Annotated in this window: 24 protein-coding genes; 5 read left to right on the top strand and 19 right to left on the bottom strand. The window is 46.5% G+C overall.

Features of this window, described 5'->3' with window-relative positions; translation table 11 throughout:
• Nucleotide 1 precedes the first annotated feature (1 nt).
• The 14 genes from L9G74_RS17250 to L9G74_RS17185 all read right to left on the bottom strand — a co-directional run bounded on the left by L9G74_RS17250 (nt 2) and on the right by L9G74_RS17185 (nt 11,958).
• Nucleotides 2-343: a DUF192 domain-containing protein gene (locus L9G74_RS17250; RefSeq protein WP_238897985.1), complete on the bottom strand. Its 342-nt coding sequence runs from the start codon at nt 341-343 to the stop codon at nt 2-4.
• Entirely contained in the window at nt 344-1,219 is an 876-nt protein-coding gene (locus tag L9G74_RS17245; protein WP_238897983.1) for a type II secretion system F family protein, read from the bottom strand.
• Nucleotides 1,220-1,224: 5 nt separating this feature from the next.
• Nucleotides 1,225-2,079, bottom strand: coding sequence for a type II secretion system F family protein (locus L9G74_RS17240; RefSeq protein WP_238897981.1), 855 nt, complete (start codon nt 2,077-2,079; stop codon nt 1,225-1,227).
• The gene (locus L9G74_RS17235) at nt 2,076-3,800 is read right to left on the bottom strand and encodes a TadA family conjugal transfer-associated ATPase (RefSeq protein WP_238897980.1); all 1,725 of its coding nucleotides are present in this window, start codon (nt 3,798-3,800) and stop codon (nt 2,076-2,078) included. The genes L9G74_RS17240 and L9G74_RS17235 overlap by 4 nt, the downstream gene beginning before the upstream one ends.
• 9 nt (nt 3,801-3,809) lie before the next feature.
• A complete protein-coding gene (locus L9G74_RS17230) occupies nt 3,810-5,114 on the bottom strand; it encodes a type II and III secretion system protein family protein (protein WP_238897978.1) in 1,305 nt (434 codons plus the stop codon).
• 11 nt (nt 5,115-5,125) lie between these two features.
• The gene (cpaB, locus tag L9G74_RS17225) at nt 5,126-6,061 is read right to left on the bottom strand and encodes a Flp pilus assembly protein CpaB (RefSeq protein ID WP_238897977.1); all 936 of its coding nucleotides are present in this window, start codon (nt 6,059-6,061) and stop codon (nt 5,126-5,128) included.
• A gap of 11 nt (nt 6,062-6,072) precedes the next feature.
• Entirely contained in the window at nt 6,073-6,324 is a 252-nt protein-coding gene (locus L9G74_RS17220; protein WP_238897969.1) for a hypothetical protein, read from the bottom strand.
• On the bottom strand, nt 6,324-6,968 hold the full coding sequence (locus tag L9G74_RS17215) for a hypothetical protein (RefSeq protein ID WP_238897967.1): 645 nt from the start codon (nt 6,966-6,968) through the stop codon (nt 6,324-6,326). The genes L9G74_RS17220 and L9G74_RS17215 overlap by 1 nt, the downstream gene beginning before the upstream one ends.
• Nucleotides 6,969-6,979: 11 nt before the next feature.
• Entirely contained in the window at nt 6,980-7,879 is a 900-nt protein-coding gene (locus tag L9G74_RS17210) for a hypothetical protein (protein ID WP_238897965.1), read from the bottom strand.
• Complete coding sequence (locus L9G74_RS17205; protein WP_238897963.1) at nt 7,876-9,519, bottom strand: TadE/TadG family type IV pilus assembly protein; 1,644 nt, start codon at nt 9,517-9,519, stop codon at nt 7,876-7,878. The genes L9G74_RS17210 and L9G74_RS17205 overlap by 4 nt, the downstream gene beginning before the upstream one ends.
• A 139-nt stretch (nt 9,520-9,658) precedes the next feature.
• Nucleotides 9,659-10,234, bottom strand: coding sequence for a hypothetical protein (locus L9G74_RS17200; RefSeq protein ID WP_238897961.1), 576 nt, complete (start codon nt 10,232-10,234; stop codon nt 9,659-9,661).
• 48 nt (nt 10,235-10,282) lie between these two features.
• Nucleotides 10,283-10,864 (bottom strand): hypothetical protein, encoded by a 582-nt coding sequence (locus L9G74_RS17195; RefSeq protein ID WP_238897959.1) that lies wholly within the window; start codon nt 10,862-10,864, stop codon nt 10,283-10,285.
• A gap of 90 nt (nt 10,865-10,954) precedes the next feature.
• Nucleotides 10,955-11,236, bottom strand: a complete 282-nt coding sequence (locus L9G74_RS17190) for a pilus assembly protein (protein WP_238897958.1) — start codon at nt 11,234-11,236, stop codon at nt 10,955-10,957.
• 92 nt (nt 11,237-11,328) lie between these two features.
• Nucleotides 11,329-11,958: a LuxR C-terminal-related transcriptional regulator gene (locus L9G74_RS17185; protein ID WP_238897956.1), complete on the bottom strand. Its 630-nt coding sequence runs from the start codon at nt 11,956-11,958 to the stop codon at nt 11,329-11,331.
• Between the two features lie 125 nt (nt 11,959-12,083).
• Here L9G74_RS17185 and L9G74_RS17180 point away from each other — a divergent pair, with 125 nt between their 5' ends.
• Complete coding sequence (locus L9G74_RS17180) at nt 12,084-13,529, top strand: OmpA family protein (protein ID WP_238897942.1); 1,446 nt, start codon at nt 12,084-12,086, stop codon at nt 13,527-13,529.
• Nucleotides 13,530-14,030: 501 nt separating this feature from the next.
• On the opposite strand, the gene mnmE is transcribed toward L9G74_RS17180, so the two are convergent.
• The 5 genes from mnmE to rpmH form a co-directional block, all read right to left on the bottom strand.
• Nucleotides 14,031-15,392, bottom strand: a complete 1,362-nt coding sequence (gene mnmE / locus L9G74_RS17170; protein WP_238897938.1) for a tRNA uridine-5-carboxymethylaminomethyl(34) synthesis GTPase MnmE — start codon at nt 15,390-15,392, stop codon at nt 14,031-14,033.
• A 73-nt stretch (nt 15,393-15,465) separates the two neighbouring features.
• Nucleotides 15,466-17,091: a membrane protein insertase YidC gene (gene yidC / locus L9G74_RS17165; protein ID WP_238897936.1), complete on the bottom strand. Its 1,626-nt coding sequence runs from the start codon at nt 17,089-17,091 to the stop codon at nt 15,466-15,468.
• A 3-nt stretch (nt 17,092-17,094) separates the two neighbouring features.
• Entirely contained in the window at nt 17,095-17,349 is a 255-nt protein-coding gene (yidD, locus tag L9G74_RS17160; RefSeq protein WP_238897934.1) for a membrane protein insertion efficiency factor YidD, read from the bottom strand.
• Nucleotides 17,316-17,672 carry a ribonuclease P protein component gene (gene rnpA, locus L9G74_RS17155; protein ID WP_238897931.1) on the bottom strand — a complete coding sequence of 119 codons (357 nt, stop codon included), beginning with the start codon at nt 17,670-17,672 and terminating at the stop codon, nt 17,316-17,318. The genes yidD and rnpA overlap by 34 nt, the downstream gene beginning before the upstream one ends.
• A gap of 19 nt (nt 17,673-17,691) precedes the next feature.
• Nucleotides 17,692-17,829 (bottom strand): 50S ribosomal protein L34, encoded by a 138-nt coding sequence (gene rpmH / locus L9G74_RS17150; protein WP_011758135.1) that lies wholly within the window; start codon nt 17,827-17,829, stop codon nt 17,692-17,694.
• A 438-nt stretch (nt 17,830-18,267) separates the two neighbouring features.
• On the opposite strand from rpmH, the gene dnaA reads away from it, so the two are divergent.
• From dnaA to gyrB, 4 genes are read left to right on the top strand one after another with little or no spacing between them, the layout of a single operon-like run.
• Entirely contained in the window at nt 18,268-19,659 is a 1,392-nt protein-coding gene (gene dnaA / locus L9G74_RS17145) for a chromosomal replication initiator protein DnaA (protein WP_238897930.1), read from the top strand.
• Between the two features lie 16 nt (nt 19,660-19,675).
• Nucleotides 19,676-20,776 carry a DNA polymerase III subunit beta gene (gene dnaN / locus L9G74_RS17140; RefSeq protein WP_238897927.1) on the top strand — a complete coding sequence of 367 codons (1,101 nt, stop codon included), beginning with the start codon at nt 19,676-19,678 and terminating at the stop codon, nt 20,774-20,776.
• A gap of 15 nt (nt 20,777-20,791) precedes the next feature.
• Nucleotides 20,792-21,874, top strand: coding sequence for a DNA replication/repair protein RecF (gene recF / locus L9G74_RS17135; protein WP_238897924.1), 1,083 nt, complete (start codon nt 20,792-20,794; stop codon nt 21,872-21,874).
• Between the two features lie 16 nt (nt 21,875-21,890).
• A complete protein-coding gene (gene gyrB / locus L9G74_RS17130) occupies nt 21,891-24,308 on the top strand; it encodes a DNA topoisomerase (ATP-hydrolyzing) subunit B (protein WP_238897922.1) in 2,418 nt (805 codons plus the stop codon).

Raw genomic sequence — 24,308 nt, 5'->3', positions numbered from 1 at the left:
TCTATCTCAATTCCAGTTGTTGCCCGAGAGTCAGTTCTAGACGACCTATACTGCCTGAGGCTAATTCCAATGTGTGCTCGGCATTAGCGCAGTACGCCATCCTCCACGGCGAAAGTTCAGGCACCAATTTACAAATTTTCAGATCTCCATCTACAAATACGATATCTAGCATATGACGCATACCAAACATGTGTATTGCGCGGCAATCGTTGAATAAAAAACCTTCATCAATTTGCAAAGGTGGTTTGCCCAACAAGCCTCTGGCGCGTTGCCAAAAACTGTGCGGTAAAAACACCCTATTCAACAGCGCTCGTTCATCGAAATACAAGGATTTAAGTTGCATTTATCCCCCTTTGGTAAACAGAGCGAACATCTGGGTTGCAATAGGAAAAAACAACACAATAAAAGTGGTCGGAAAGATGAATAGCACCAAAGGCCCTACGAGTTTTACAGGTGCTTGCATCGCCAACTTTTCGGCACGCTGGAAACGTTCTGTACGTCGTTGTTCAGATTGGATTCTTAAGGTTTCGCCCACGCTTGAACCACTTTTTTCTGCATGGGAAAGCGACGATACTAGGCTGCGTATTTCTCGAATATCTAAGCGCTCGCTCATATTCCGCAGTGCTTCAATTTTCCCTACACCAGCTTTAATGTCTCTAAGCACCTTTTGAAACTCATGGTTCAGTGGACCAGGTGGGCCCTTTTCAACAGCTTGCATCAGTGCGCTATTAAGATTCATCCCTGCTTCAACAGCCATGGTAATGAAGTCGAGATAGATCGGTAACAGGCGCACAATCTCCTTTTCTACTTTCTTTTTACGGTCGTTGAGATTGATTTCAGGAAAAATAAAACCAAACAGTGAAAAAGCCAGCGGCGCTATACCTGCGGGCTTGTCCAACATTAGAAAACATAACCAGGATAACAGTGTAAATGTTAATGATGACAATAGCTTAAGTGCAAAAAACTGTTGCGCTGTTACTAGATAAGCAAGACCTGCCCGTCTCAGTTTAATTTTGCTTCGCTCTATGTATTCTACCGAGAGTAAGTCACCAAAGTAATGAGACAGAAAACAGATAGCTGGCCAATTTAGCCTCATCAGTGGTGGCAGCGGATCCATGTACTGTCTATCGGCTTTTTTTACAAAGCTAACAATACGCCCGAAGGCTATGAATCCGATGAAAATGGCGATGCTGATAGCCAATGAAATAATAAAGGTCATCGTAATTACACATCTATGTTGACGATTTTTCTGATAAAGAAAAATCCAATAATTTCAAGTACAACTACGATGGATATCACCATCCATCCATACCATTCTGTCCACAACAGCGACATTTGATCCGGTTCCATTTGGTATAAAACCAAGCCTAGCAATATCGGCAGCCCTGTCATCACGTAGCCCTGTGCCCGTCCCTGAGCGGTAAGCGCATCAATCTTGCCTTCCATTTCCAATTTTCTGCGCAAAGTATCAGCCATACGTTCAAGTGTTTCGGCTAGGTTTCCACCGATTTCCCGGGATATTTTCATCCCTGAAATCACTAGATTCAGGTCCATTAGCGGAATGCGCTGGTATAGATTGTCTAAGGCTTCGTTGAAACTAACCCCCACTCGTACTTCTCTAAGGAACAAATCAAATTCCTGCTTGATGGGGGCACTGGATTCTGCAATAACAGACTCCAGCGCTTGGTTCAAACTGGCACCTGAGCGCATAGCCGTCGATGTTCCCTGTAACATGTCTGGCAATTGACTGATAAAAGCCTTTTGCCGCCGCTTTCGCAGTATCGAAAAAATCACCGTTGGAGAAGCCCCCACCAAAACAGCCATTACGGAGGCAGGGATGATATTACCGGTCAAAAAAAAGGTGAAAACGAAAAACAGTACTACAGCCGCTAGGTTCAACATGAACAGTTTTTCGGGCTCGATAGTCAGAAAAAGATCTGACAACTTGATCTTAGCCTGTGCTGTAAAGTTCCGCCGATAGCTGACAGCAGCCCCAGAAACTACTCTCACCAAAAACCAAGCAAAGACTCCAGCGGACAGTGAAAAAAACATCGCGACCAGTGCAATTTCAAAAGTCATGGTGCCAAATCCTTTACCTTCGCGCCGGGAGAAAATATGTCCATATCCACCTCTAGTCCGCGTTTAGCTAGTTCTTCATAAAACTGCGGTACTATGCCAGTTGAGATGAACTCACCCTTTACCTTGCCATCATCGCCGTAGCCGTTTTGTTGAAATTTAAATATTTCGCCAAGCTGGATTCGGTTGCCCTCAACTCCCGCCACTTCGCAAATGCTGACAATCTTGCGTGAGCCGCACGCAAAGCGGGTTTGCTGAACAATCAGGTTAACGGCGGAAGATATCTGCTCACGAATTGCCAAAATTGGCAGTTCCACCCCAGCCATCATCACCATCACTTCCAAACGTGAAATACAGTCTCTGGGGCTGTTAGCATGAGCGGTGCTGAGTGAACCATCGTGGCCAGTGTTCATTGCTTGAAGCATATCAAGCGCTTCACCGCCACGGCACTCGCCCACCACAATTCGGTCTGGGCGCATACGCAAACAGTTTTTCACCAAATCTCGAATAGGTACTTCACCCTTGCCTTCTTGGTTTGATGGTCTGGCTTCGAGTGAGATAAGGTTGTTCTGAGTCAGCTTGAGTTCCGCAGCATCCTCAACGGTGATAACCCGTTCATGCACTGGAATAAAGTTGGACAGCACATTCAAAAGAGTCGTTTTTCCCGAGCCGGTACCTCCGGAGATAATGATGTTTTGCTTGTGTTTCACCGCCATTTCCAGAAAGTGCACCATAGCTGGACTCAAGGTGTTGAAGTTCACCAAATGCTGAGCAGTAAGTCGCTCCTTCATAAACTTACGAATGGTGATACAAGGGCCTTTAAGGGCTATTGGGGGAATTACTGCATTTACCCGTGAACCATCTTTCAAACGGGCATCCACTGTTGGGGAGCTTTCATCTATGCGCCGTCCAAGCGGTGTAACTATCCGTTCAATGGCTGCCAATACAGAGCGATCATCGGTAAATGTCACGTCTGATTTTGTAATGCGTCCTGCTTTCTCATAGAAGATTTCGTCAGCCGCATTCACCATAACTTCACTGACATCATCCATTGCCAGCAAAGATTCTAGAGGACCAAGCCCAACCGCTTCGTTTAGCACTTGATCAGAAACTTTTTGCCTGTTTAACTCTGCAGGAAAGTCTTCCATCTCCGCCACAATGCCGCTAATCATGCTGTCTGTAAAAGTTCGCAATTCCTCATCAGTCATCGTATTCACGTTGATACGACGTAAATCCATTTGCTTGAGCAGTTCCTGATGAATTTTGCTACGCCATTCTCTGACTAGAATAGAATGAGCGCTCTCCGTAGCAACAGACTCCTCTATTTGCGGCTGTTGTGGTGGAGGGGCGTCAGGCTCCTTGGAGGTATCAGTCGAGTTCACAGCGGTTTCCGTCGAGGAGGAGACTGGATCAGAATTGGTTCTGAGCTTGGTGTGATTTTTGGCGGTTATTTGGTAGGAATGCAACTCAATCAAATCATCTGGCTGCAGCGGACCATAGGTCTCGATAGTATTGCCATTGACTCTGAGACCACTTTTGGGAATTAACTCACTGACAAACAGGCCATCATCGGTACGAATAAAGCGAATGTGCTCCTTGCCAATTCGCCAACCGTGCAGCTGTACGAAGCAAGAATCGTCTTTACCCAACACACAACTTGCTTCTTGGCAAATCTGCTCCGCAACCCAAGTTCCTTTGCTAGTTTTAACTCGTAGTTGAAACATCACACTTCCTCAGTCCAGTAACCAATCTGAGGTCGGTACATCAACTGCGGTACCTTCCATATCTGTCAAATTCTGCTGAATATCGTCAGAAAGCGGTACATCAACTTTGGTTACTGTAGGTGTGACCAAAATTATGAGTTCGCTGCGGCCTTGTTGGAAATTACGGGAAGTGAACAATTCCCCTAAAATCGGAATATCTCCCAACAGCGGCAGCTTTTCGTAACTACGGCTATCTTCCACTTTGATCAGGCCTGAAATCACCAGTGTTTCGCCGGCTCTCATATTAACTACCGATTCAGTGTTACGTGTCAGTAACCCTGGAACGCCCTGTACTACAGTGGAAAAGTCGATGGAGCTCATTTCTGCCCTAACGGTAGAAACAATATTGCCCTGCTCATCGATAATTGGCTGGATATCCAACTGAATACCATAGTCCTGCATTTCAACAACTGGCTGACCAAACTCATTCAGAACTGCGAGCGGGTAAGAGCCTCCCGATTGAAAACTGGCTTTTTCACCACTGCGAGTGCTAAGGGACGGTTCCGCTAAAATACGGGCTGTACCTTGCTCCTTAAGCAGATTAATGATGGAGTTTATACCAGTGGCTATACCACCGTAACTATAAGATTTAGATGATGAAATAGGTATTTTTCCATCAAAGAGTCCTAACAGTTCATTGTCGTCAGAACCGAATACATAATAGTCGTTAGGTTTGAAATTGGTCACCAGCGCTAGGGAGGGACCACTGATGGCATTATCCCAATTGATACCGAACTGCAGTCCATCGTTTTTGTTTATCTCAAGTACTTTGACCTGCATTTTAACCATATCTTTGATTTCAACTTGCTCCGCTCTGACCATGGATATGACCTCTGGAAACTTCTCCAGCGTTCCTTGGAACAAGGTCGCATCCTCAGGACGGATTTTTCCTTCAGCTAGAATGAATCCACTCTCATGGCGGAAGCTGACATGCTCGAATGTTCTGAAAACTGAGCGAAGTTCTTTCAGAGTTTTACTGGCTTGTGCGGGTAACACGTCTACTGTAAGTGTCAGTTTGCGTTCGCCTGCTTTCCAAATGTGCAGTTCAGTGGAGCCAGGTGCTTTGGGGATCAGCAACAACTCGTCGTTGTCCATCACACTGGCGCCAAGAACGGTATCCATACCTACAGCAATCCGTTTAACCTCCCCAACCTGAATGGTTTTGACTTGTCCCATGTATAGCTCAATGTATTGTTTGGCTGGTGCCGCCAAGATGGATTGAGCAAATCCCAAACCAAACAGTAACACCATCACATTTACGCGCTTAAAAAACATATCCTTGTCACCTAATTCTTCACTGCCTGAGAGGAAGCGCTGTATTTCAAAATACTGAGTTCACCCGATTTTGTGCTTGGGCTTGCAATGGATACCGTTACTGGCTTTAGACTGCCACCGGACGTACTGGATAAGGTATAGAGCTGGTACTGTCCTTCAATGCTGGCGGCTTCTGATGCTAACTGCTTGCTGTTGAACATAGTCTTGGCCAGTTGCTGCTCGTCTGAGCGATTCCGTAGCATGAAGGCTATCTTTCCAACATCTTTGGCCAGTACAAGCTTTGCTGCGTCTTGATATTTCACTCCGACAGTGATTGATGAGTATTGGAGTGAGCCTTTGCCTACACCATGAAGAACAAAGTCCTGAGTGGGGGAAACTAGAGATATGTCATCCACAGCCAAAATACGAACGCTTTGTAAAAGTGGCTGAATTTGGGTGGTCTTCTCGGTACTCTCTGCTTCAGGCTCAACTTCGGTTACCAACATCAGATCAACGATATCTCCCGGTAAGGTCATCCCTGAAACCGAATTTATTTCATCGATTTGCAATGTTACTGCACGCTCGCCTTCACCTAACAGATCTGAAAAGCTTTCAATACCAAGACCGGATACATAGTGCGTCAGCAAAGGTTCTCCGGGTGACATATCGTGCTTTACTACCTGACCGTTGTAATAATCAAAATCTCCCGGAGCGACGGCTGATGCTGAAGCAAAAGATACTGGCATGTCGGCAACTGCCATATTGTCTGGGCTGAGAATTTCTCCCATTTGTATTGGTCTAGATGCCACCACTACGGAAACTGTTTCAGCTTCTTCCTGTACTATTTGGCTCTTCAATATTTCTTCTTTATTTTTTAGATAGTTATTTGACAGCCAGAACGCAGCTATTGCTACAAGCACTGCAATAATTAGCATTAACCAACTGCTTTTAGACTTTTGGAAAGACACAAGTGGCTCCTTTACTTGTTAAAGCTTTCTAATTCCTTTTTCGCTTTAGGGACTGGATTAACTTTTGGCGACGCATTAAGTGATGTCACCTGAAATTGGCTTAATGTTTGCGCGTAGATGTAGCCGGAATGCTCCTGCTTCACTGCATCAACTAGTCTATTAGCTATCGATTTATTATCTTTGTAAGGCATAAAGAAAATCGTCACTAACACCACAATTCCCAGCACATATTCAACGACGCCAAATCCACACTGCCTCTTCATCAGTTGTCTATCCTTATCGCCTGAATGAAGGTTTGACCATCTCTATTGGTCATAGCCAAATTTAGGGTGCTACTCTCTTTAGCAAAAAGTAGAGCCCCACCTTCTGAAGACGTTGATTCTTCATGTTGTAATACCCACCCTTGTCCCGTTAACGTCGACTTGTAAAACACCATGTTTGACGCCATAGACATCTTGTTAACCAGCAATAAATGCCTTGATTCCCGCAGACCATCATAAGTTTTTATATCGTTGGCAACCTTGGTATTACGCGACATGGGAAAGCCTTTGCCCAAGTTTTTTAGCTGAGTTTTCTCCACAGATGGTAAGTTGGATATGGCCAGCGTGCCGGATATACGCAGTTTATTCAGTTGTTGGAACTGCACTGTATAAAGCAATCCATCTTTGAGATGGGAATAGATTATCCAGTCGCCAAAGGCCGACTCTCTAATTTCTCCCCGCCAAGCATTCTGGTAAAACTGATAAATATCCTTGGGTGATTTATTGGTGTCAAAACCGGTAATAGACATATCGACGCCATTAAACACCAAATCGTCAGCAACCACCTGTAACTTAAAATATTTTGGGATGGGAAATTGCACGCTTTCCTGCGCCTGAGTACCAAAGGTAATCAGCACGGCTAACACTATGCTTCTTATCATCTTCTTCTATGCCCCAACTCTTGTAATTTAGTCTTTAAGCGGCGTTCACATATCGAGGGTGTGCTCACTCGTCCTTTGTTATCGTAGGTTCCCAGTCTCACGCAGGGCACTGCATCCGGCTCAATCTTGGCCAAATCCAGCCAATCTAATTCCTCGGCAATAGGCAATATTGACAAAATTTTCATCAGTTTTTCTAATCCCAACTTTTCTGCAAATGCACTAATAGGGACTAAGTATTTAAGCTCTTTCTTTGCTGCTTCTGGTCCGCCAATCATCCAACCTTCGGTAAGTAAGGCTCCTTGACGAGTCATCGCCAAACTGTTATCACCAAGTTCAGGAAACCACTTAAAACTGCGCAACTTACTACTGACAGTAACCTGGTAGAAGCCTTTGTTACTGAGTTCCAAACCCGGTGCGAAGGAGAGTACATTACCGATAGCTGTGGATATTTTGGAAAAGTCCCCGGGCAGCTCTGACTCTCTGCTTTGGCTGTTATGATAAAAGCCAGCCTTATTCTTATCTTCTTCAAATAAGGTCACCCACTTATTCGAGGTCAGATCTTTTACCTGTAACACGGGGTTTAATGTTTCTTGTACCTTATTGGTATTTTGGTCCAGATATATGGCGGTATTTTTATCGGCAAACACGCGATTACGGATCTCATTGCTGATTTGAACATCTGATTTAACTGGCGTGTCCGAGTTGCGATTTTTGGGTTTGCTCTGGAAATATGCCACTCGCTCCCAGACGGCATAGCGGGCGGCCTGCTCTGTCATCTGACGATTTTCTATATGCTTGAATACCATGGGCAACAGCAGCGCCAATGGCATCAGCACAAAGCCACTAATAACAATAAACTCGGCCAATACGCCGCCACGTTGTTTCGGGATATTCATGAAATAACCCCTAAGCCAATTAACACCTTAATGAGGTTGTCATCACTTTTCTGTAAGCGTGTTTGCCAGAATGGGTTGTAAAGATTGCCAAACTCTCTGAGTTTGTCCTGTCTGGACCATTTAATCATCCAAGGCTTATTGCTGCGGGATTTTACTTCATCAGGTCTGGAGAAGACGGGGGCTGCTGACGCCAAAGCAAACAATTGCTGACCGGGCATGCCGCCCTTTTCTTCCACCTTGTATTTATCGGATCTGTCAGCCTGAGTATTTTTGTCATCTAGCGTCTTACGCGTCGGTATTTTTGACTCGTCTTTCTGCAGCAGTACCGTAAACTCGGGGCCAATATCCGTTTTAGTGTCGGCCTTGAAGTCTAAAAACTTTCTCAGCCCTGCAGTTTTTTCGAGGTTATAATAAATATCCCCTTTTCTTTCACCTTGGTGCCTAGTTGGGCGGTATACTCCGGTGGCCGCGTAGTTATTGCGCCAAGCATTTGCCCACGCTTGTCGGTTGTTGTTGCGATTATAGTTAACTGCTTTCCATTCATTAGTGTTTGGAAAGGCATTCTCTGCCACGCCCTTGCGCGATCGGTAGGTGTATATCTCACTGTGTAGTTCCTCATCTAGTGCATGGGCAGCACCCCAGCCGAGCGGCGCAAACTCTTCAGTTCGTTTTTTGCGACAACCTCCCCAGCTTATGCTGCGATATCGTTCCCAAAAGCTGAAGGTATCCAGTGAGGTCCAGCTCCACTGATACTCACGGTTTTTCTTGGTTATGGTAAAGTCAGTGCCACCGTATTTTTCCGCCCAAATTCCGGAAAAAAAAGGATCGCAGCCAATTGGCACAGTAATTCTTGGCCCTACCTTATAGTTACGGTTGGTCATCATGCGGTCGCGAGAGTCATTTACCACATTACCAAACTCGGCAAATCGCTGAGCAGACAACGAGTCCCCCTGGATCTCTCGGCGCTTAAAGTAACTAGTTGATCCGCCATAGGCTTGAATGAACTTAGTGATGTTGTACGCGCTGACTAATGGACTGGCCTTAACGTTTGGGTCGTTAAGCTTAATGGCCTCTTTGTACAAACTTATTCCTGACGCCAACGTTATATTATGATTAACTAGCTGCAAATTCGCCAGCAAGGCTATGAGCCGATCTTGGGCCTTAATAAAAGGGCCACTACCTGTTTTAATAGCATTTCTTAGCACCGTGGTGCCTTGATGCATAACGTTGGTCAGTTTCTCTATGATGGGGCCAACATAGGGGATCCATTGGATCCAGTCGCCGATGGTTTCAAGATTTCCGGTGAACTCGTGGATCATATTGGTCCAAGAAGCGAGCGCGACAACCTGGCCAATGGCAATTTGATTGGCCACCATGGCACGATTGGTGATGGCGATAACATTCATATCGCGGGTAATCATGGTGGTGGTACTGTAGGCGACATTATCTGCGGTGTTTTGTAAGCGCACTCGCTCAGTCGCGACTACTCCAGCGTCATACAAAGAAAATATTGCCAAGCCAATAGCCGCAAATATCGCCAGAAAAAGCACACTAGCGTACCCTGTCTGTCGTTGATTAAATCGCGTTAAATTAGCGTTTGCCGCAGCTCTGCGTAGCAGATAGCGGTAGAATACTTGCATGGCTCAATCCTTTGACCCTAGTTTCTGTCCTTCACGTGACGCTTGTCGTTAACTCTTCCGTTAACTAGTGCATTGAATTGCTGGCGGCAATGTTTAACTGCTCAGCTTTTTATCCATTATTTGCGTGCCGAATCACCCTCTATAAATCATCTGCTTTCCATAACGTTAAAGGCTCGGCAGAGCACCATTGCCAGAACTTGTCTTCCACCATATCACTGGCCTCGTGAGCATCTCGGCCCTCAAACAAACGCCAATTGTCTTCGGCAAACTTTAGGGCATGTTGTCTCAAGTGACCGTCGGCCCACTTAAAATCGGATGGATTGAGCAGAAATATACTGCCATCCTTGTATAGCTTCCAAGGTACCTGGTCGTCAGGTTGCCGTTGATGATTCTGAAAGAACGCCTGCGTAAAAACGCTGGCCTGCGCGCTGACAGACACGCAGTCATCCCAACGTTCGCAGTGATATAAAAACTCTTTTTCCTCCTCCTCTGTGCCTCTTAGTTCTCGATAGGGACAAGGTCTTTCCCAAGCTCTATCAATACTGGTTTCTGCGATACCTTTGCGCGCTAGTTCAACCTCATGAGGCTTAGAAATGGCTCTTTCCATTAACAAGTCATAGGCGCTTTTTTCCTTAGCGATGGCAGTAGAAGCTATGCTGAGCAGTGAGAAACACAATAAGAGCTGTGCCAGAAATACTCTTCTATTTAATTGCATCCTAGTACCTAATTCATTGTTTATATGGCGTGTAAGTAGATAATGACATTAGTCATCCAGTTTACTTTTCCAGATAGACAAAGGTTCGGCAGCGCACCATTGCCAGTATTGCTTTTTGACTAGCATATCGGCTTCGGTAGCACTTCGTCCTTCAAACAAACGCCAGTTTTTTTCTGCAAACTTCAAAGCGTAGTTGTAGGTGTGTCCCAAACCGCCGCCAAATTCAGCATCATTCTGGGCTAGATCTTCACCATCTTGTGCCCACTCCGGAGGTATTTGTTGCCCGGTTTGGTGGTGTTCGAAAAAGCCTTCAGTAAACCGACTTGCATCATCTGCAGCTGTTTTACAATCTCGCCAGCGGCTACAACGGAGGAGTACTTCGTCTTGATCTACACCGTTTTGTCCCCACAAACGCGAACTATTGTATGGGCATGGTCGTTCCCAAGCATTTTCTATGCTGGTTTCAGCCACACCTTGGCGGGCAAATTCAGCTTCTTCTGCTGTCGTCGCGTTAGCAAGGATACTTTGCAATGTTGGCGTTTTTTCTTGCGCCATGGATGTAGGCACAGTTATGAGCAGCAATACAAGAAGTGAAAAATTTAAGCGAAAATGTGTTGGACTTAATAACATCGTTACAGTGTTCCGATACGAAAGACATTGATTTTGTAAAAAACAGAATTAGGCCATTTTTAACAATGGCCTAATTCTTATCAGTGTTGGTTAGTTACTACGCTTACTAGCCTTAGAAGCCGTTTCGTTGTAACTGTCTAAGCCACCAGCTTGTTTTGCATCTGTTACGGCTTTTGCCCCAGCAGTTTTAGCTTCAGAATTGGCATTCTTAGCCTGTCCCGCATTACCAGCAAGCTCTGCAGCCATTGAGGCTGTTTGGTTACGAACTACATCCCCAAACATGGTGAAAGCACCGATGGCCGCAATAGCAATCAGCGCAACAATGATAATGTATTCAGTCATACCCTGACCGCGAATTTTACGTTGGAACATAGTTTCACTCCTTGAAGCTATTGATAGTAATTTCGTGACTATTATTAGAGCGAACCGTCAATGACTCAATTACCCCAAAGGATAATAATTGCTCAAGCATTACACCCTGAAGGATTAATTGAGTACGACGACATTAGTTGAATACGCCCTTTAAGATTGTTTTTTCTGTAAATATTTTGAAGATGCATTTTCACTGTGTTCAGGGAAATATTGAGCGCATTCGCAATCTCCTGATTGCTTAACCCTTCAAAAATACAATCCACTATTTTTCTTTCTTTTTTAGTAACATCAAGCGCCATTATTTCCGAGGTTGCTAACTTTTTCTTTCCTGATATTTCATAGATATATTGAGAGAGCGCTTTTCGTGAAAAATACATTTCTCCTTTTATAAGGCTATCGATAGCAGATAGCTGCAGCACTAAAGAACTATTTTTTATCAATTGGCCATGAAACCCTGCTAGCAGCAATTCAACTTCTATTTGAGTATCAAGGTGATTGACTACCGCAATATAGGCCGTAGAGGACTTTTGCCTTGAAGATACGCTTAGGATTGGCTTTTGTGTACAATCAACAAAAAACACGTGACTGATATGCTGTTCATCCGTATTTGATAATGCTTTGCGTAAACACCGTTCATTCTCAAGGTAGAGCTGTTTTAACTCAGGTAGTAAGTCAAACCCATCACCCTCTAGGTGCAAACCGCGGTGAGATCGTATATCCATATAGTTCTCGAGTAGTATTCAGCTGAAACAAATTTCAGAGGCTGACATTTCGTTCCTTGTGTCGTATCATCCTCCCTGTTTAATTAATAAGCTAAAGCAATATTCACCCACAGAAAAGGATTTTTATGGGACATAATACTTTATTGAGTGCAATCCTTTTGGCTGTTACTGCCTTCAATGCCTCTGCCAGTACGCTTTTCAGTACCTTCCCTGATGCTAAATATCCCGAAGATAAACTCGTTCATTTCACCCCATTCAATGTCATTACGGCCATTGACGGAAGTAATATCTCCGTGTTGCCAGTGTCCGGCAAACTTACCAAACACAGTTTCGATCTTCCTAACAGCTATACGTTGGAGTTGGTTATCAATAACTATCTCGATCAACTTAAAAAACTAAATGCTGAGATACTGTTTCAATGCCAGCAGGAGGCTTGTGGTGAGCCCTATGAGTTAGAGGCTCAGTTAGCACCGAGCATAACTGTAGATACTAAAGAGCCCGATGCGTATGTGGCGGCCAAGCTCACAGGTAGTAGCGGCGATGTGTACAGCATCATCTATGTTTCTCGCAGAGATTGGGGGAGTACGAATGTACAGATCGTCGCTCTTGAGATTATTCCAGAGCCTTTAGGGCTGATTGAAGCAAACCCTGCGTTTTTACAACAGGCTCCCACACAAGTGGAGATAAAAGATAGACGCAGCGAAGATGAGCAAGGCTCGGCAGATCATCCGCTGCTTGGCCGTATGCCCGGTAGTTTCATCAGTGATTACATGCAAACCAATTTTACTCAAGTTCCTGTGATTACCGGTATATCGGCTGCGGGTTATCAGACCCAGTCTCTCGATGCCAAAGTTACTCGGATAAGTTATCGAATGCCGAGGAAATACTCTATGTTTGAAATTAGCCGTAATTACGCTGCTGCAGCCAACAAGTTAGGTGCTGAAGCGGTATTTCATTGTAAGGGAGAGGCCTGTGGTGACGATGCCAAACTGATAAGGGCAATGAAGTTACATCAGGATGATAAAGAAGATGAATGGCAAGATTATCAGCTATTCAAATTGAGCCGCCCTAGCGGTGATGTGTATTTCGATATCTATGCTCAAGGTTACTACAAGGGCGTGCCGGCAGACACTACGGTGCGAGTGATGGAGCTAACGGCATTGAAAGACGACCGAGTGGTCATTAACCTTGATGCGCTCACTGAGGCCATTAGCCAATCCGGTAAGGCTACGCTGGAAGGCTTGCTGTTTGATTACGATAGTGACCAGATGCTGCCAGAGTCGAAACCGGTGCTGGAGGTACTGGCAAACTACCTTAAGCAACATCCGACGCTGGATTTTTACGTGGTTGGCCATACTGACGATAAAGGTGACAGAAACTATAACCAGAGCTTGTCACAGCGCCGTGCGGCGGCAGTAATAAAACAGCTCACCGAGCTATACCAGATCCCCGCCAGCCAATTAACCGCTCATGGTAATGGTGAGTACAGCCCCGTTGCCAGCAATGCCAACGAAGCGGGTCAGCGGCTGAATCGCCGGGTAGAGTTAGTGCTCCGCTCTGACAAAAAGTAATCCACGCCAGCTTCGCTGCCGATGGCATTGTTTGGCGATTAGCTGCGAAGCCTTCAAACAGGATTGAGTTTTGTGCGATCATCTAAGCCGTGTTTGGCTGATTCCACTTCCAGTAGACGCTTGGCTCGAATAGCCTCGGCTTTTTGCAATGTGGTTTTGTTGTGCTCGCGCTTAACTGCGTTTTTTGGCTTGTTGTAGATAAATAGATTCAGTGGTTCGTAAGAGCGCTTTTGAGCCCTTGAACCGCCTTCCGAGGTCTTTGAGCCGTAATAGTACACAAGCCTGATGGGGCGCAGGCCATTCTTATCTGGTTATCGCTTTTGTATATTGATTTTCATAGGTTTTTCTCATCCTGTGCTCCGCATGTGCGCCAGAATTTATCTTCGGAGTACATACGGAGCAAGAATCGACAAAACCCTTCAAATCACTTCCCACCAAGTAAAACAAAATTATTTTAAAATCATAATGTTGTTTTGATTTGGTTTGATGCGTTTTACTATTTTACTTCCCGATACAGAACGAGCTGAAGATGCGGCCGAGCAAGTCATCCGAAGTAAATTGACCGGTGATTTCGCTCAAGGCTTCTTGGGTTAGGCGCAACTCTTCGGCTAACAGTTCACCGGCGAGGAACACTTCTAACTGCTCTTTGCCGAGTGCCAGATGTTCGCTAGCGGTTTGCAGCGCATCTAAGTGGCGGCGGCGGGCAATAAAGCTACCTTCGGTACTGCTATTAAAGCCCATAAGCTGTTTCAGATGCTGTTTTAACTCGTTAACACCGGCGCCTGTTTTGGCAGAAATACGGAATACGGGATAGCCCTGCTCGGTGCTGTTATCGACCATTTCACCTGTCAGATCGGCTTTGTTACGCACCACGGTAATACCGAGGTTGGCGGGCAGACGATCAACAAAGTCTGGCCAAATTTCTTTGGGATCGACCGCGTTGGTGTCGGTGCCATCCACCATAAATAACACCCGATCGGCGGTATCAATTTCTGCCCAAGCGCGTTCAATACCGATGCGCTCGACGGTATCTTCAGTATCCCGTAAACCGGCGGTATCGATGATGTGCAGTGGCATGCCGTCAATATGAATGTGCTCGCGTAATACATCGCGCGTGGTACCGGCAATCTCGGTGACAATGGCAGATTCTTTACCCGCTAACGCATTGAGCAAGCTCGATTTACCGGCGTTAGGGCGGCCGGCAATGACCACTTTCATCCCTTCGCGGATCAGCGCACCTTGCTGGGCGCTTTGTTGTACTTCGCTGAGTTTGTCGATGATGCGATACAGCGCATTAGCGATTTTGCCATCAGAGAGGAAGTCGACCTCTTCGTCTGGAAAATCAATCGCCGCTTCCACGTAGAGACGCAGGTTGGTGACCTGTTCCACCAACTGATGCACTTCGTTAGAGAACTCACCTTGCAGTGACATGAGCGCGCTTTTGGCCGCTTGTTCACTGCTGGCTTCAATCAAGTCGGCAATCGCTTCGGCTTGGGCGAGGTCGAGTTTGTCGTTCAAAAAGGCTTGTTCGCTGAATTCACCCGGGCGGGCCATACGGATGCCATCAACATGCAATACGGCGCGCAACAACATATCCATCACTACTTGGCCACCATGACCTTGCAGCTCCAGTACATCTTCACCGGTAAAGGAGTTCGGCGCTTTGAAAAACAGCGCAATGCCCTGGTCAATCACGCTGCCATCGGCGGCTTTGAATTCACAGTAGTCGGCGTAGCGGGTTTTAGGCACTTTGCCCAGTAATGCCTGCGCCGCTTGGGACGCAAACTCACCAGATACACGAATAATGCCTACGCCACCTTTACCGGGAGCGGTAGCTTGCGCAACGATGGTATCGATAGCCACGGTATGTTCCTTACGTTCAACAATACAAAAAGGCGGCTGTTGGGCCGCCTTATAATCTAGCTAACAAAGCTGTTTACTTCAGGCCTTTTTTCTCAAGCCCGGCGTAAATAATCTTCTGTGACACGATGTTCACAATGTTACCTACTAACCAGTACAGTACCAGACCAGCAGGGAACCACAGGAAGAAGAAACCGAAGATAACAGGCATGTATTGCATCATCTTGGCTTGCATTGGGTCCATGGTCGGCGACATTGGTTGCAGTTTCTGCATGATATACATGGTGATACCGTTCAAAATCGGCAACACGTAGTAAGGATCTTGCACTGACAAGTCATGGATCCAGAAGATGAATGGTGCGTGGCGCAGTTCCACACTTTCCATCAACACCCAGTACAGTGCGAAGAAGATTGGCATCTGCAATACGATTGGCAGACAGCCACCCATAGGGTTCACTTTCTCTTTCTTGTACAGCTCCATCATTGCCTGACCCATCTTCTGGCGGTCATCGCCAAAGCGGTCTTTCAGCTCCTGCATTTTTGGTTGCAGGTTGCGCATTTTCGCCATTGAGGTGTATTGCGCTTTAGTCAATGGGAACAGAATACCGCGCACGGTAAAGGTGATCAGGATAATTGCCAGACCCCAGTTACCCACGAATGAGTGGAAGAACATCATCAGTTGGTAGATAGGTACCGCCAACCACCACAGTACACCGTAATCCACTACTAAGTTCAGCGTAGGTGACAGTTCTGATAGGGCGGCTTGGTCTTTTGGACCAACGTAGAAATCGGCACCAACCGTTTGGGTTTCACCAGGGGCTACCGTTTTGACTGCACCTTCAAAACCGATGCTCGCAATCGCTGCACCCACTTTGGCTGATACTAAGGTGTTGGTTTCATCCGCTGGTGGTACCCAAGCTGATACAAAGTAGTGTTGCAGCATGGCAACCCAACCACCTTGAGTGCTTTCTAGCAGATTCTTTTTGCTGATGTCATCAAAGTCATACTTTTCGTAGCGCGTCTCGGTGGTTGAGAACGCTGCACCGCGATAAGTAGGCATCATCATGTGACTGTCAGACTCTTTAATGGTCTGCGCAATCTTGGCTGACATCTGAACTTTCAGTGGTTCAGCTGACGTGTTGTTAACACGATAATCAACCCGTACATCAAATTTACCTTTGGTGAAGGTAAACACTTTGGTGTAAGTCACGCCATTAGCTGCCACAAAAGTTAATGGCACTTCCAGTTTGTCTTGGCCATCAGCTAAGGTGTATTGCTGTTTTTCAGCAGCGTAAGCGGCACGCTTGGTATCTGAATCGATACCATTTTGGCCAATCAGGCTACTCTGCGCGATATAAGTGAAATCAGGCTTCTGCTCCAGCAGCACAAACGGCTCATCTTTATTGAGTTCCAGTTTGTGTGACACCAGCGCGGCACGCACAATATCACCACCAACAGGATTGATCAGTACATCCAGTTGGTCGGTAGTTACATGGATCAGCTCTTTAGAAGCGGCAACTTGGTTGTCAGAAGCACTTACTGAAGCCGTGTCGACGTTATTATTTGCTGCTTGCTGTGTTGACGCCGCCGCTGCAGTTTCAGTTACTGCTGGTTTGGGTGCATGATCTGCCTCCCACTGGTTCCAGATTAAATAGCTCACCAGTAGCAGGGCGATAAGCAATATATTGCGTTGAGATTCCATAGCCTATTTATTACACCTATTGTTTTTAGGAGGTACGGGGTCATTGCCGCCCGAATTTAAGGGGTGACATTTTATAATGCGTTTGATGGATAACCAACTCCCTTTAAGCGCACCGTGAAGTTGAACAGCTTCAATTGCATAATGAGAGCAACTTGGATAAAAACGACAACGCTGTCCAAGCAATGGACTGATAAACATTTGATAGCCGCGAATGAGGCTAATGATCAACCATTGAAACGGCGACTTAACTTGCGCCATAGCTTATCCACCAAGGTTCTGAGCTGTGCATCGTCCAGGTCCATTACGCCGCCACGTACCAGCACCACGATATCAATATCAGGTATAGCATGCTGACTTAGGCGAAAACTTTCGCGAATAATGCGTTTAACTCGATTGCGTTGATTAGCTCTTTTGACATGGCGTTTAGGCACAGTCAAGCCAATTCTGGGATGGGGCAAGCCGTTAGGAATCGCCAGCAGAGTAATTTCCGCTGATGAGGCTTTTTTGGGGTCGGTAAAAACTGATTTGAATTGTGCGGGAGTTAACAAACGTAACTCCCGCGAAAAGGTGTAACTTGTCACCTATGTCTACTCTACTTAATTAAGCAGACAGACGAGCGCGACCTTTAGCGCGGCGACGAGCCAGTACCTTGCGGCCGTTAGCTGTAGCCATGCGTGCGCGGAAGCCGTGAGAACGCTTGCGCTTCAGGTTGCTTGGTTGAAAAGTACGTTTACTCATGATGGCAATCCGTCTTCATAGTTGGTTAATTTCCCTGAATCCGGAGATACAGGTGCAAAAAAGAGGCCGAATTGTAATCACTTTAATGCTGTGCGTCAACAATGCGGCCCCACTTTACAGCGAATAAAATCACTGCGGACGATATTGATCCGGGTTTGAACACTATAGAGTGTGGATAACTTTGTGTATTTACCACAAGATATAGTACTGAGTTCCACAATAACAAGATCGTTGGGCGCGCATTATAGATCAAGGTCGATCGCTTAATAAAGTGGGATTTTTCATAGATTCTTTACCCCAAGATCCAGTATGATCGCCGCAGATCAAAACAGATGCAGATCGACGATCAGCTTGGGGATAACATTTTACTCCACGGCTGGTTATTCAGATCTTGCCATATAATTCGCCCCCTTAGGGCTAAATATTGGGGATAAATTGGTGACAGTTTCTCTTTGGCAGCAATGCATTGGCAGATTGCAGGATGAGCTCTCTGCGCAGCATTTCAGTATGTGGATTCGACCTCTCCAAGCAGAGATGGATGGTGAAACACTGGTGTTGTATGCGCCAAATCGTTTCGTACTCGATTGGGTACGCGACAAATACCTCAATATGATCAACCAGTTTTTTACTGAGCAGATGGGTACCGATGCGCCAAAGCTGCGCTTTGATATTGGTAGCCGTCCAGTGGCTAAGCCTGTTGCACCCGTCGCACCGGCTGCGGTGACTCGCACCAAGAACACCGCCGCTAAAGCGGCCATGCCGACCACCATGTCATTTGCCGATGACGAACCGGTGGTTGAACACGGTTATCGCAGTAACATTAATCCGACGTACCAGTTTGATAACTTCGTTGAAGGTAAATCGAACCAATTGGGTAAAGCGGCGGCACTGCAAGTATCAGAAAACCCCGGCGGTGCGTATAACCCGCTGTTTCTGTACGGTGGCACCGGTTTAGGTAAAACCCACTTATTGCACGCGGTTGGCAATGGCATTTTAAAAAATAAGCCCAATGCCAAAGTGGTGTACATGCATTCTGAGCGCTTTGTACAAGACATGGTAAAAGCGCTGCAAAACAACGCTATTGAAGACTTTAAACGTTATTACCGTAGCGTTGATGCGTTGTTTATCGATGATATTCAATTCTTTGCCAACAAAGATCGTTCTCAAGAAGAGTTCTTCCACACCTTTAACGCGTTGTTGGAAGGTAATCATCAGATCATCCTGACCTCTGATCGTTATCCAAAAGAGATCGACGGCGTGGAAGATCGCTTGAAGTCCCGCTTCGGCTGGGGTTTAACGGTCGCCATTGAGCCGCCAGAGTTGGAAACCCGTGTAGCGATTTTGATGCGTAAAGCGTTAGAGAACGGTATTACCCTGCCAGATGAAGTGGCGTTCTTTATTGCTAAGCGTTTGCGTTCCAACGTTCGTGAGTTAGAAGGCGCGCTAAACCGGGTGATTGCTAACGCTAATTTCACCGGTCGACCAATTACTATCGATTTTGTGCGCGAAGCGTTACGTGACCTCTTGGCTCTGCAAGAAAAATTAGTCACTATAGATAACATTCAGAAAACAGTGGCTGAATACTACAAGATTAAGATGGCAGACATGCTATCGAAGCGCCGCTCCCGCAGTGTTGCCCGGCCACGGCAAATGGCAATGGCGTTGTCTAAGGAATTGACCAACCAAAGTCTGCCAGAAATTGGTGATGCCTTTGGCGGTCGAGACCACACAACGGTGCTTCATGCTTGCCGCAAGATTGCACAGCTGCGTGAAGAAAGCCACGACATCAAAGAAGATTATGCGAACTTGATCAGAACGTTGTCTTCTTAAATCAGGGATCTACACAATGAAATTTACTATTGAAAGGGATGAGTTGCTCAAACCGTTGCAGCTCGTATCAGGTGCAGTTGAAAGACGACACAATTTACCCATTCTCTCTAATGTTCTTGTGGAAGTAAGCGGTCACTCACTTAAGTTGACTGGTACTGATTTAGAAGTTGAATTGGTCGGTTCCGCCGCCATTACTGGCGATATTCAAGAAGGGCGCACCACTGTGCCTGCGAAGAAGCTGCTGGACATTGTTAAGTCGCTGCCAGAGCACACTGAAGTCAACGTTGAACAGCAAGAAAACAAATGGTTGCTGCGTTGTGGCCGTAGTCGCTTCTCGTTAGCTACTCTGCCAGCGGAAGAATATCCCAACGTTGAAAGTTTTGCGCCGAATATTGAATTCAGCCTCAGCCAAAGTTTGTTGAAATCTTTGATTGAAGCCACGCAATTCTCTATGGCTAACCAAGACGTGCGTTACTACCTCAACGGTTTGCTGTTTGAAACCGAAGGCAGTGTATTGCGCGCAGTGGCTACCGATGGCCACCGTTTGGCGTTGAGTCATCGTTCTATTGAAGCGCAGTTGCCAGAGAATCAAGTGATTGTGCCACGCAAAGGTGTGGTGGAATTGTCGCGTCTGTTGGATAGCGATGATCAGAGCATTGCCTTAGCTATTGGTGAAAACGCTATTCGCGCGACCACCGCCAATGCGGTATTAACCAGTAAATTGGTGGATGGTCGTTTCCCAGATTACCGCCGTGTGCTGCCTAAAGGCGGTGACAAAGTGGTGATTGCTAGCCGCAACTCGCTAAAACAATCGTTAACCCGCGCCTCGATCCTATCGAACGAGAAATTCCGCGGTGTGCGCATTCAACTGTCTGATTCGTTGTTAAAAATCAATGCTAACAACCCTGAGCAGGAAGAAGCGGAAGAGATTGTCGACGTCGAATACAACGGCCCAGCGTTGGAAATCGGCTTTAACGTTTCTTATCTGCTTGACGTGCTCAACAGCCTGAAATCGGATGATGTGCGTATTACGCTGTCAGATGGCAACTCTAGTGCCTTGATTGAAAACCACGTAGAGGAAGACTCTATGTACGTGGTCATGCCCATGCGTTTATAGGTCTGACGCGCCTTAATGATTATCCAGCAGTTGCATGTTGAGAGTTTTCGCAACATTCGTTCAGCCCAATTGTCACCCGGCAATGGGCTGAATCTCATTTATGGCCAGAATGGCAGCGGTAAAACCAGCCTGCTCGAAGCCATCCATTTCCTCGGTCTCGGCCGTTCCTTTCGCAGTCATTTATCACAGCGGGTGATCCAAGAGGGCGAAGATAAGCTGCAACTGTTCTCGCGTTTAGCTGCCGGTGATGACGAGCACAAACTCGGTTTACGCCGTTTTCGTAACGGCGATACCGAAGTGCGTATGGATGGCGAACGCATTAAAAAACTGTCGTTGTTAGCCGAAGCTTTACCCATTCAATTGATCACGCCAGAGAGTTTTGCGCTGCTGTTTGAAGGGCCAAAAGCGCGACGGCAGTTTATCGATTGGGGCGCGTTTCACGCCGATAGTAGCTTCTATTTGAATTGGATGAGTGTTCGCCGGGCACTTAAACAGCGTAATCAATTACTTAGAGATAAAGCGCGCTACCAACAAATCGCCTTTTGGGACAAAGAATTTGTCCGTTACAGCCAGGTTGTCACTGAAATACGAAAACACTATGTAGACTCGTTAAATGAGCAACTTAAGGGTATAATCGGGGGGTTTTTACCGCAGGTAGAAGTGCGGGTTTCTTTCACTCAGGGATGGGACAGTAAATCCGATCTGGCTGAGCTGTTGCAAACGCAATATGAGCGGGATATTTCGCTAGGCTTTACCGTCAGCGGCCCACATAAAGCGGACTTGCGCTTACGAGTAGGAACCTTGCCAGCGCAAGATGCGTTATCCCGCGGTCAGCTGAAATTGTTAGTTTGTGCGTTGCGAATCGCACAAGGAAGATTGCTCCAGCAGCAGTTAAACAAAAACAGCATCTATCTGGTGGATGACTTGCCGTCAGAGCTAGATAAACAACATCGAAAACTATTGCTGCAGGAGCTGGTGGACACCCATGCGCAGGTATTTGTGACTGCCATTGACCCTGCTGCTATATCGGATTCTTTGAACTTCCCACCTGACAGGACGTTCCGCGTGGAGCGGGGGGAAGTGAAGGTCATTGAATAGCCAACGAGAGAATAATATGTCAAATAACAGTTATGATTCTTCGAGTATTAAGGTGCTCAAAGGCCTGGACGCCGTACGGAAAAGACCAGGTATGTACATTGGTGATACCGATGACGGTACCGGTTTGCACCACATGGTATTCGAGGTGGTAGATAACTCCATCGACGAAGCTTTGGCGGGTTACTGTAGCGATATCACCATCACCATTCATCTCGATGGCTCGGTATCCGTTAAAGACGATGGTCGTGGTATTCCAGTGGCGTTGCACCCAGAAGAAGGTGTATCAGCAGCACAGGTGATTATGACCGTACTGCACGCCGGTGGTAAGTTCGACGATAACTCTTATAAAGTTTCTGGTGGTTTGCACGGTGTAGGTGTGTCAGTAGTAAACGCTTTGTCTGAAAAGCTGAAGCTGACCATTTGCCGTGACGGCCATAAATACGAGCAGTACTACAACCACGGTGAGCCGAAAGAGCCGATCAAAGCGATTGGTGACACAGATAAAACCGGTACTGAAATCCGTTTCTGGCCAAGCAAAGAAACCTTCACCGATGTTGAGTTCCATTACGAGATTCTGGCAAAACGCGTTCGCGAACTGTCATTCTTGAACTCAGGTGTGGGCATCCGCTTGGTGGATGAACGCGATCAAAAAGATGAATTCTTCCACTACGAAGGTGGTATTCGCGCGTTCGTTAACTACCTGAACGTTAACAAAACCCCAGTAAACAAAGATATTTTCCACTTCTCGCAAGAGCGTGAAGATGGCATCACCGTTGAAGTGGCGATGCAGTGGAACGACGGTTTCCAAGAAAACATTCTCTGCTTTACCAACAACATTCCACAACGCGACGGTGGTACCCACTTAGCCGGTTTCCGCGCCGCGTTGACTCGTAACCTCAACAACTACATGGAAGCTGAAGGTTACAACAAGAAAAACAAAACCAATGCCACTGGCGATGACGCCCGTGAAGGTTTGACCGCAGTTATCTCGGTTAAAGTGCCAGATCCAAAATTCAGCTCGCAAACCAAAGACAAACTGGTATCAAGCGAAGTGAAAGCTGCCGTGGAACAAACCATGGCTGAAAAGCTGAATGACTACCTGCTGGAAAACCCGAACGAAGCACGTTTGATTGTATCGAAAATTATCGATGCTGCGCGTGCGCGTGAAGCAGCGCGTAAAGCGCGTGAAATGACTCGTCGTAAAGGCGCGTTAGATTTAGGTGGTTTGCCAGGTAAGCTGGCCGATTGCCAAGAGAAAGACCCTGGTCTTTCTGAAATCTACATTGTGGAAGGGGACTCAGCGGGCGGTAGTGCTAAACAAGGCCGTAACCGCAAGAATCAAGCGATTCTGCCGCTGAAAGGTAAAATCCTGAACGTAGAAAAAGCCCGTTTCGACAAAATGCTGTCTTCACAAGAAGTGGCGGCGCTGATCACCGCACTGGGCTGTGGTATTGGCCGTGACGAATACGATCCAGATAAAACCCGTTACCACAACATCATCATCATGACCGATGCTGACGTCGACGGCTCGCACATTCGTACGCTGCTGTTGACCTTCTTCTTCCGTCAAATGCCTGAATTGATTGAACGTGGTTATATCTATATTGCGCAGCCACCACTGTTTAAAGTGAAAAAGGGCAAGCAAGAGCAGTATCTGAAAGACGAACCAGCATTGACTGAATATCTGACTAACCAAGCGTTGGACGGCGGTTGTATCTATCCATCAAAAGATGCGCCAGCGATTGCCGGTGCTGCAATGGAAAAACTGGTTTATCAGTACCGTGAAGTGGAAAACGTTATCGACCGTTTGGAAAAACGTTTCCCAACCAATGTGACTGACCGCATGATCTACCACCCACGCGTAACTGCCGACATGTTGGCGAGCGAAGTGGACATGGTGGCTTGGTGTAAAGCCCTGCTGGAAGATTTAGAAGCGCGCGAAAGCCATGGTGTACTGTACAAACTGGTACCGACACTCGAACCAGAACGCGGTGTCTATCTGCCACAATTGACTGTACGTAAACACGGTATTGATACCCACTACCTGTTTAGCTATGACTTTTTCCATTCGCATGACTACAACAAGATTGCCAGCTTAGGCGAGCAGTTGGATGGCTTGATTGAAGAAAGCGGCTACGTGCAACGTGGTGAGCGTAAGAAAGACGTTAACAGTTTCTCTGAAGCATTAGAGTGGCTGGTGGCTGAATCTAAACGCGGCGTGTATATCCAACGTTATAAAGGGTTGGGTGAGATGAACCCTGAGCAGTTGTGGGAAACCACTATGGACCCAGAAGCGCGTCGTATGCTGCAAGTGACTATTGAAGATGCTATCGGCGCCGATCAGCTGTTTAATACACTGATGGGTGATGCGGTAGAACCGCGTCGCGACTTTATCGAATCTAACGCCCTAAATGTAGCCAACTTGGACGTTTAA

The organism is Shewanella electrica (genome assembly GCF_022321485.1).
In the GTDB taxonomy this organism is placed as follows: Bacteria; Pseudomonadota; Gammaproteobacteria; order Enterobacterales; family Shewanellaceae; genus Shewanella; species Shewanella electrica.
The sequence above is the reverse complement of the archived record's forward strand: the minus strand, read 5'-3'. Positions and strand labels throughout refer to the sequence as shown.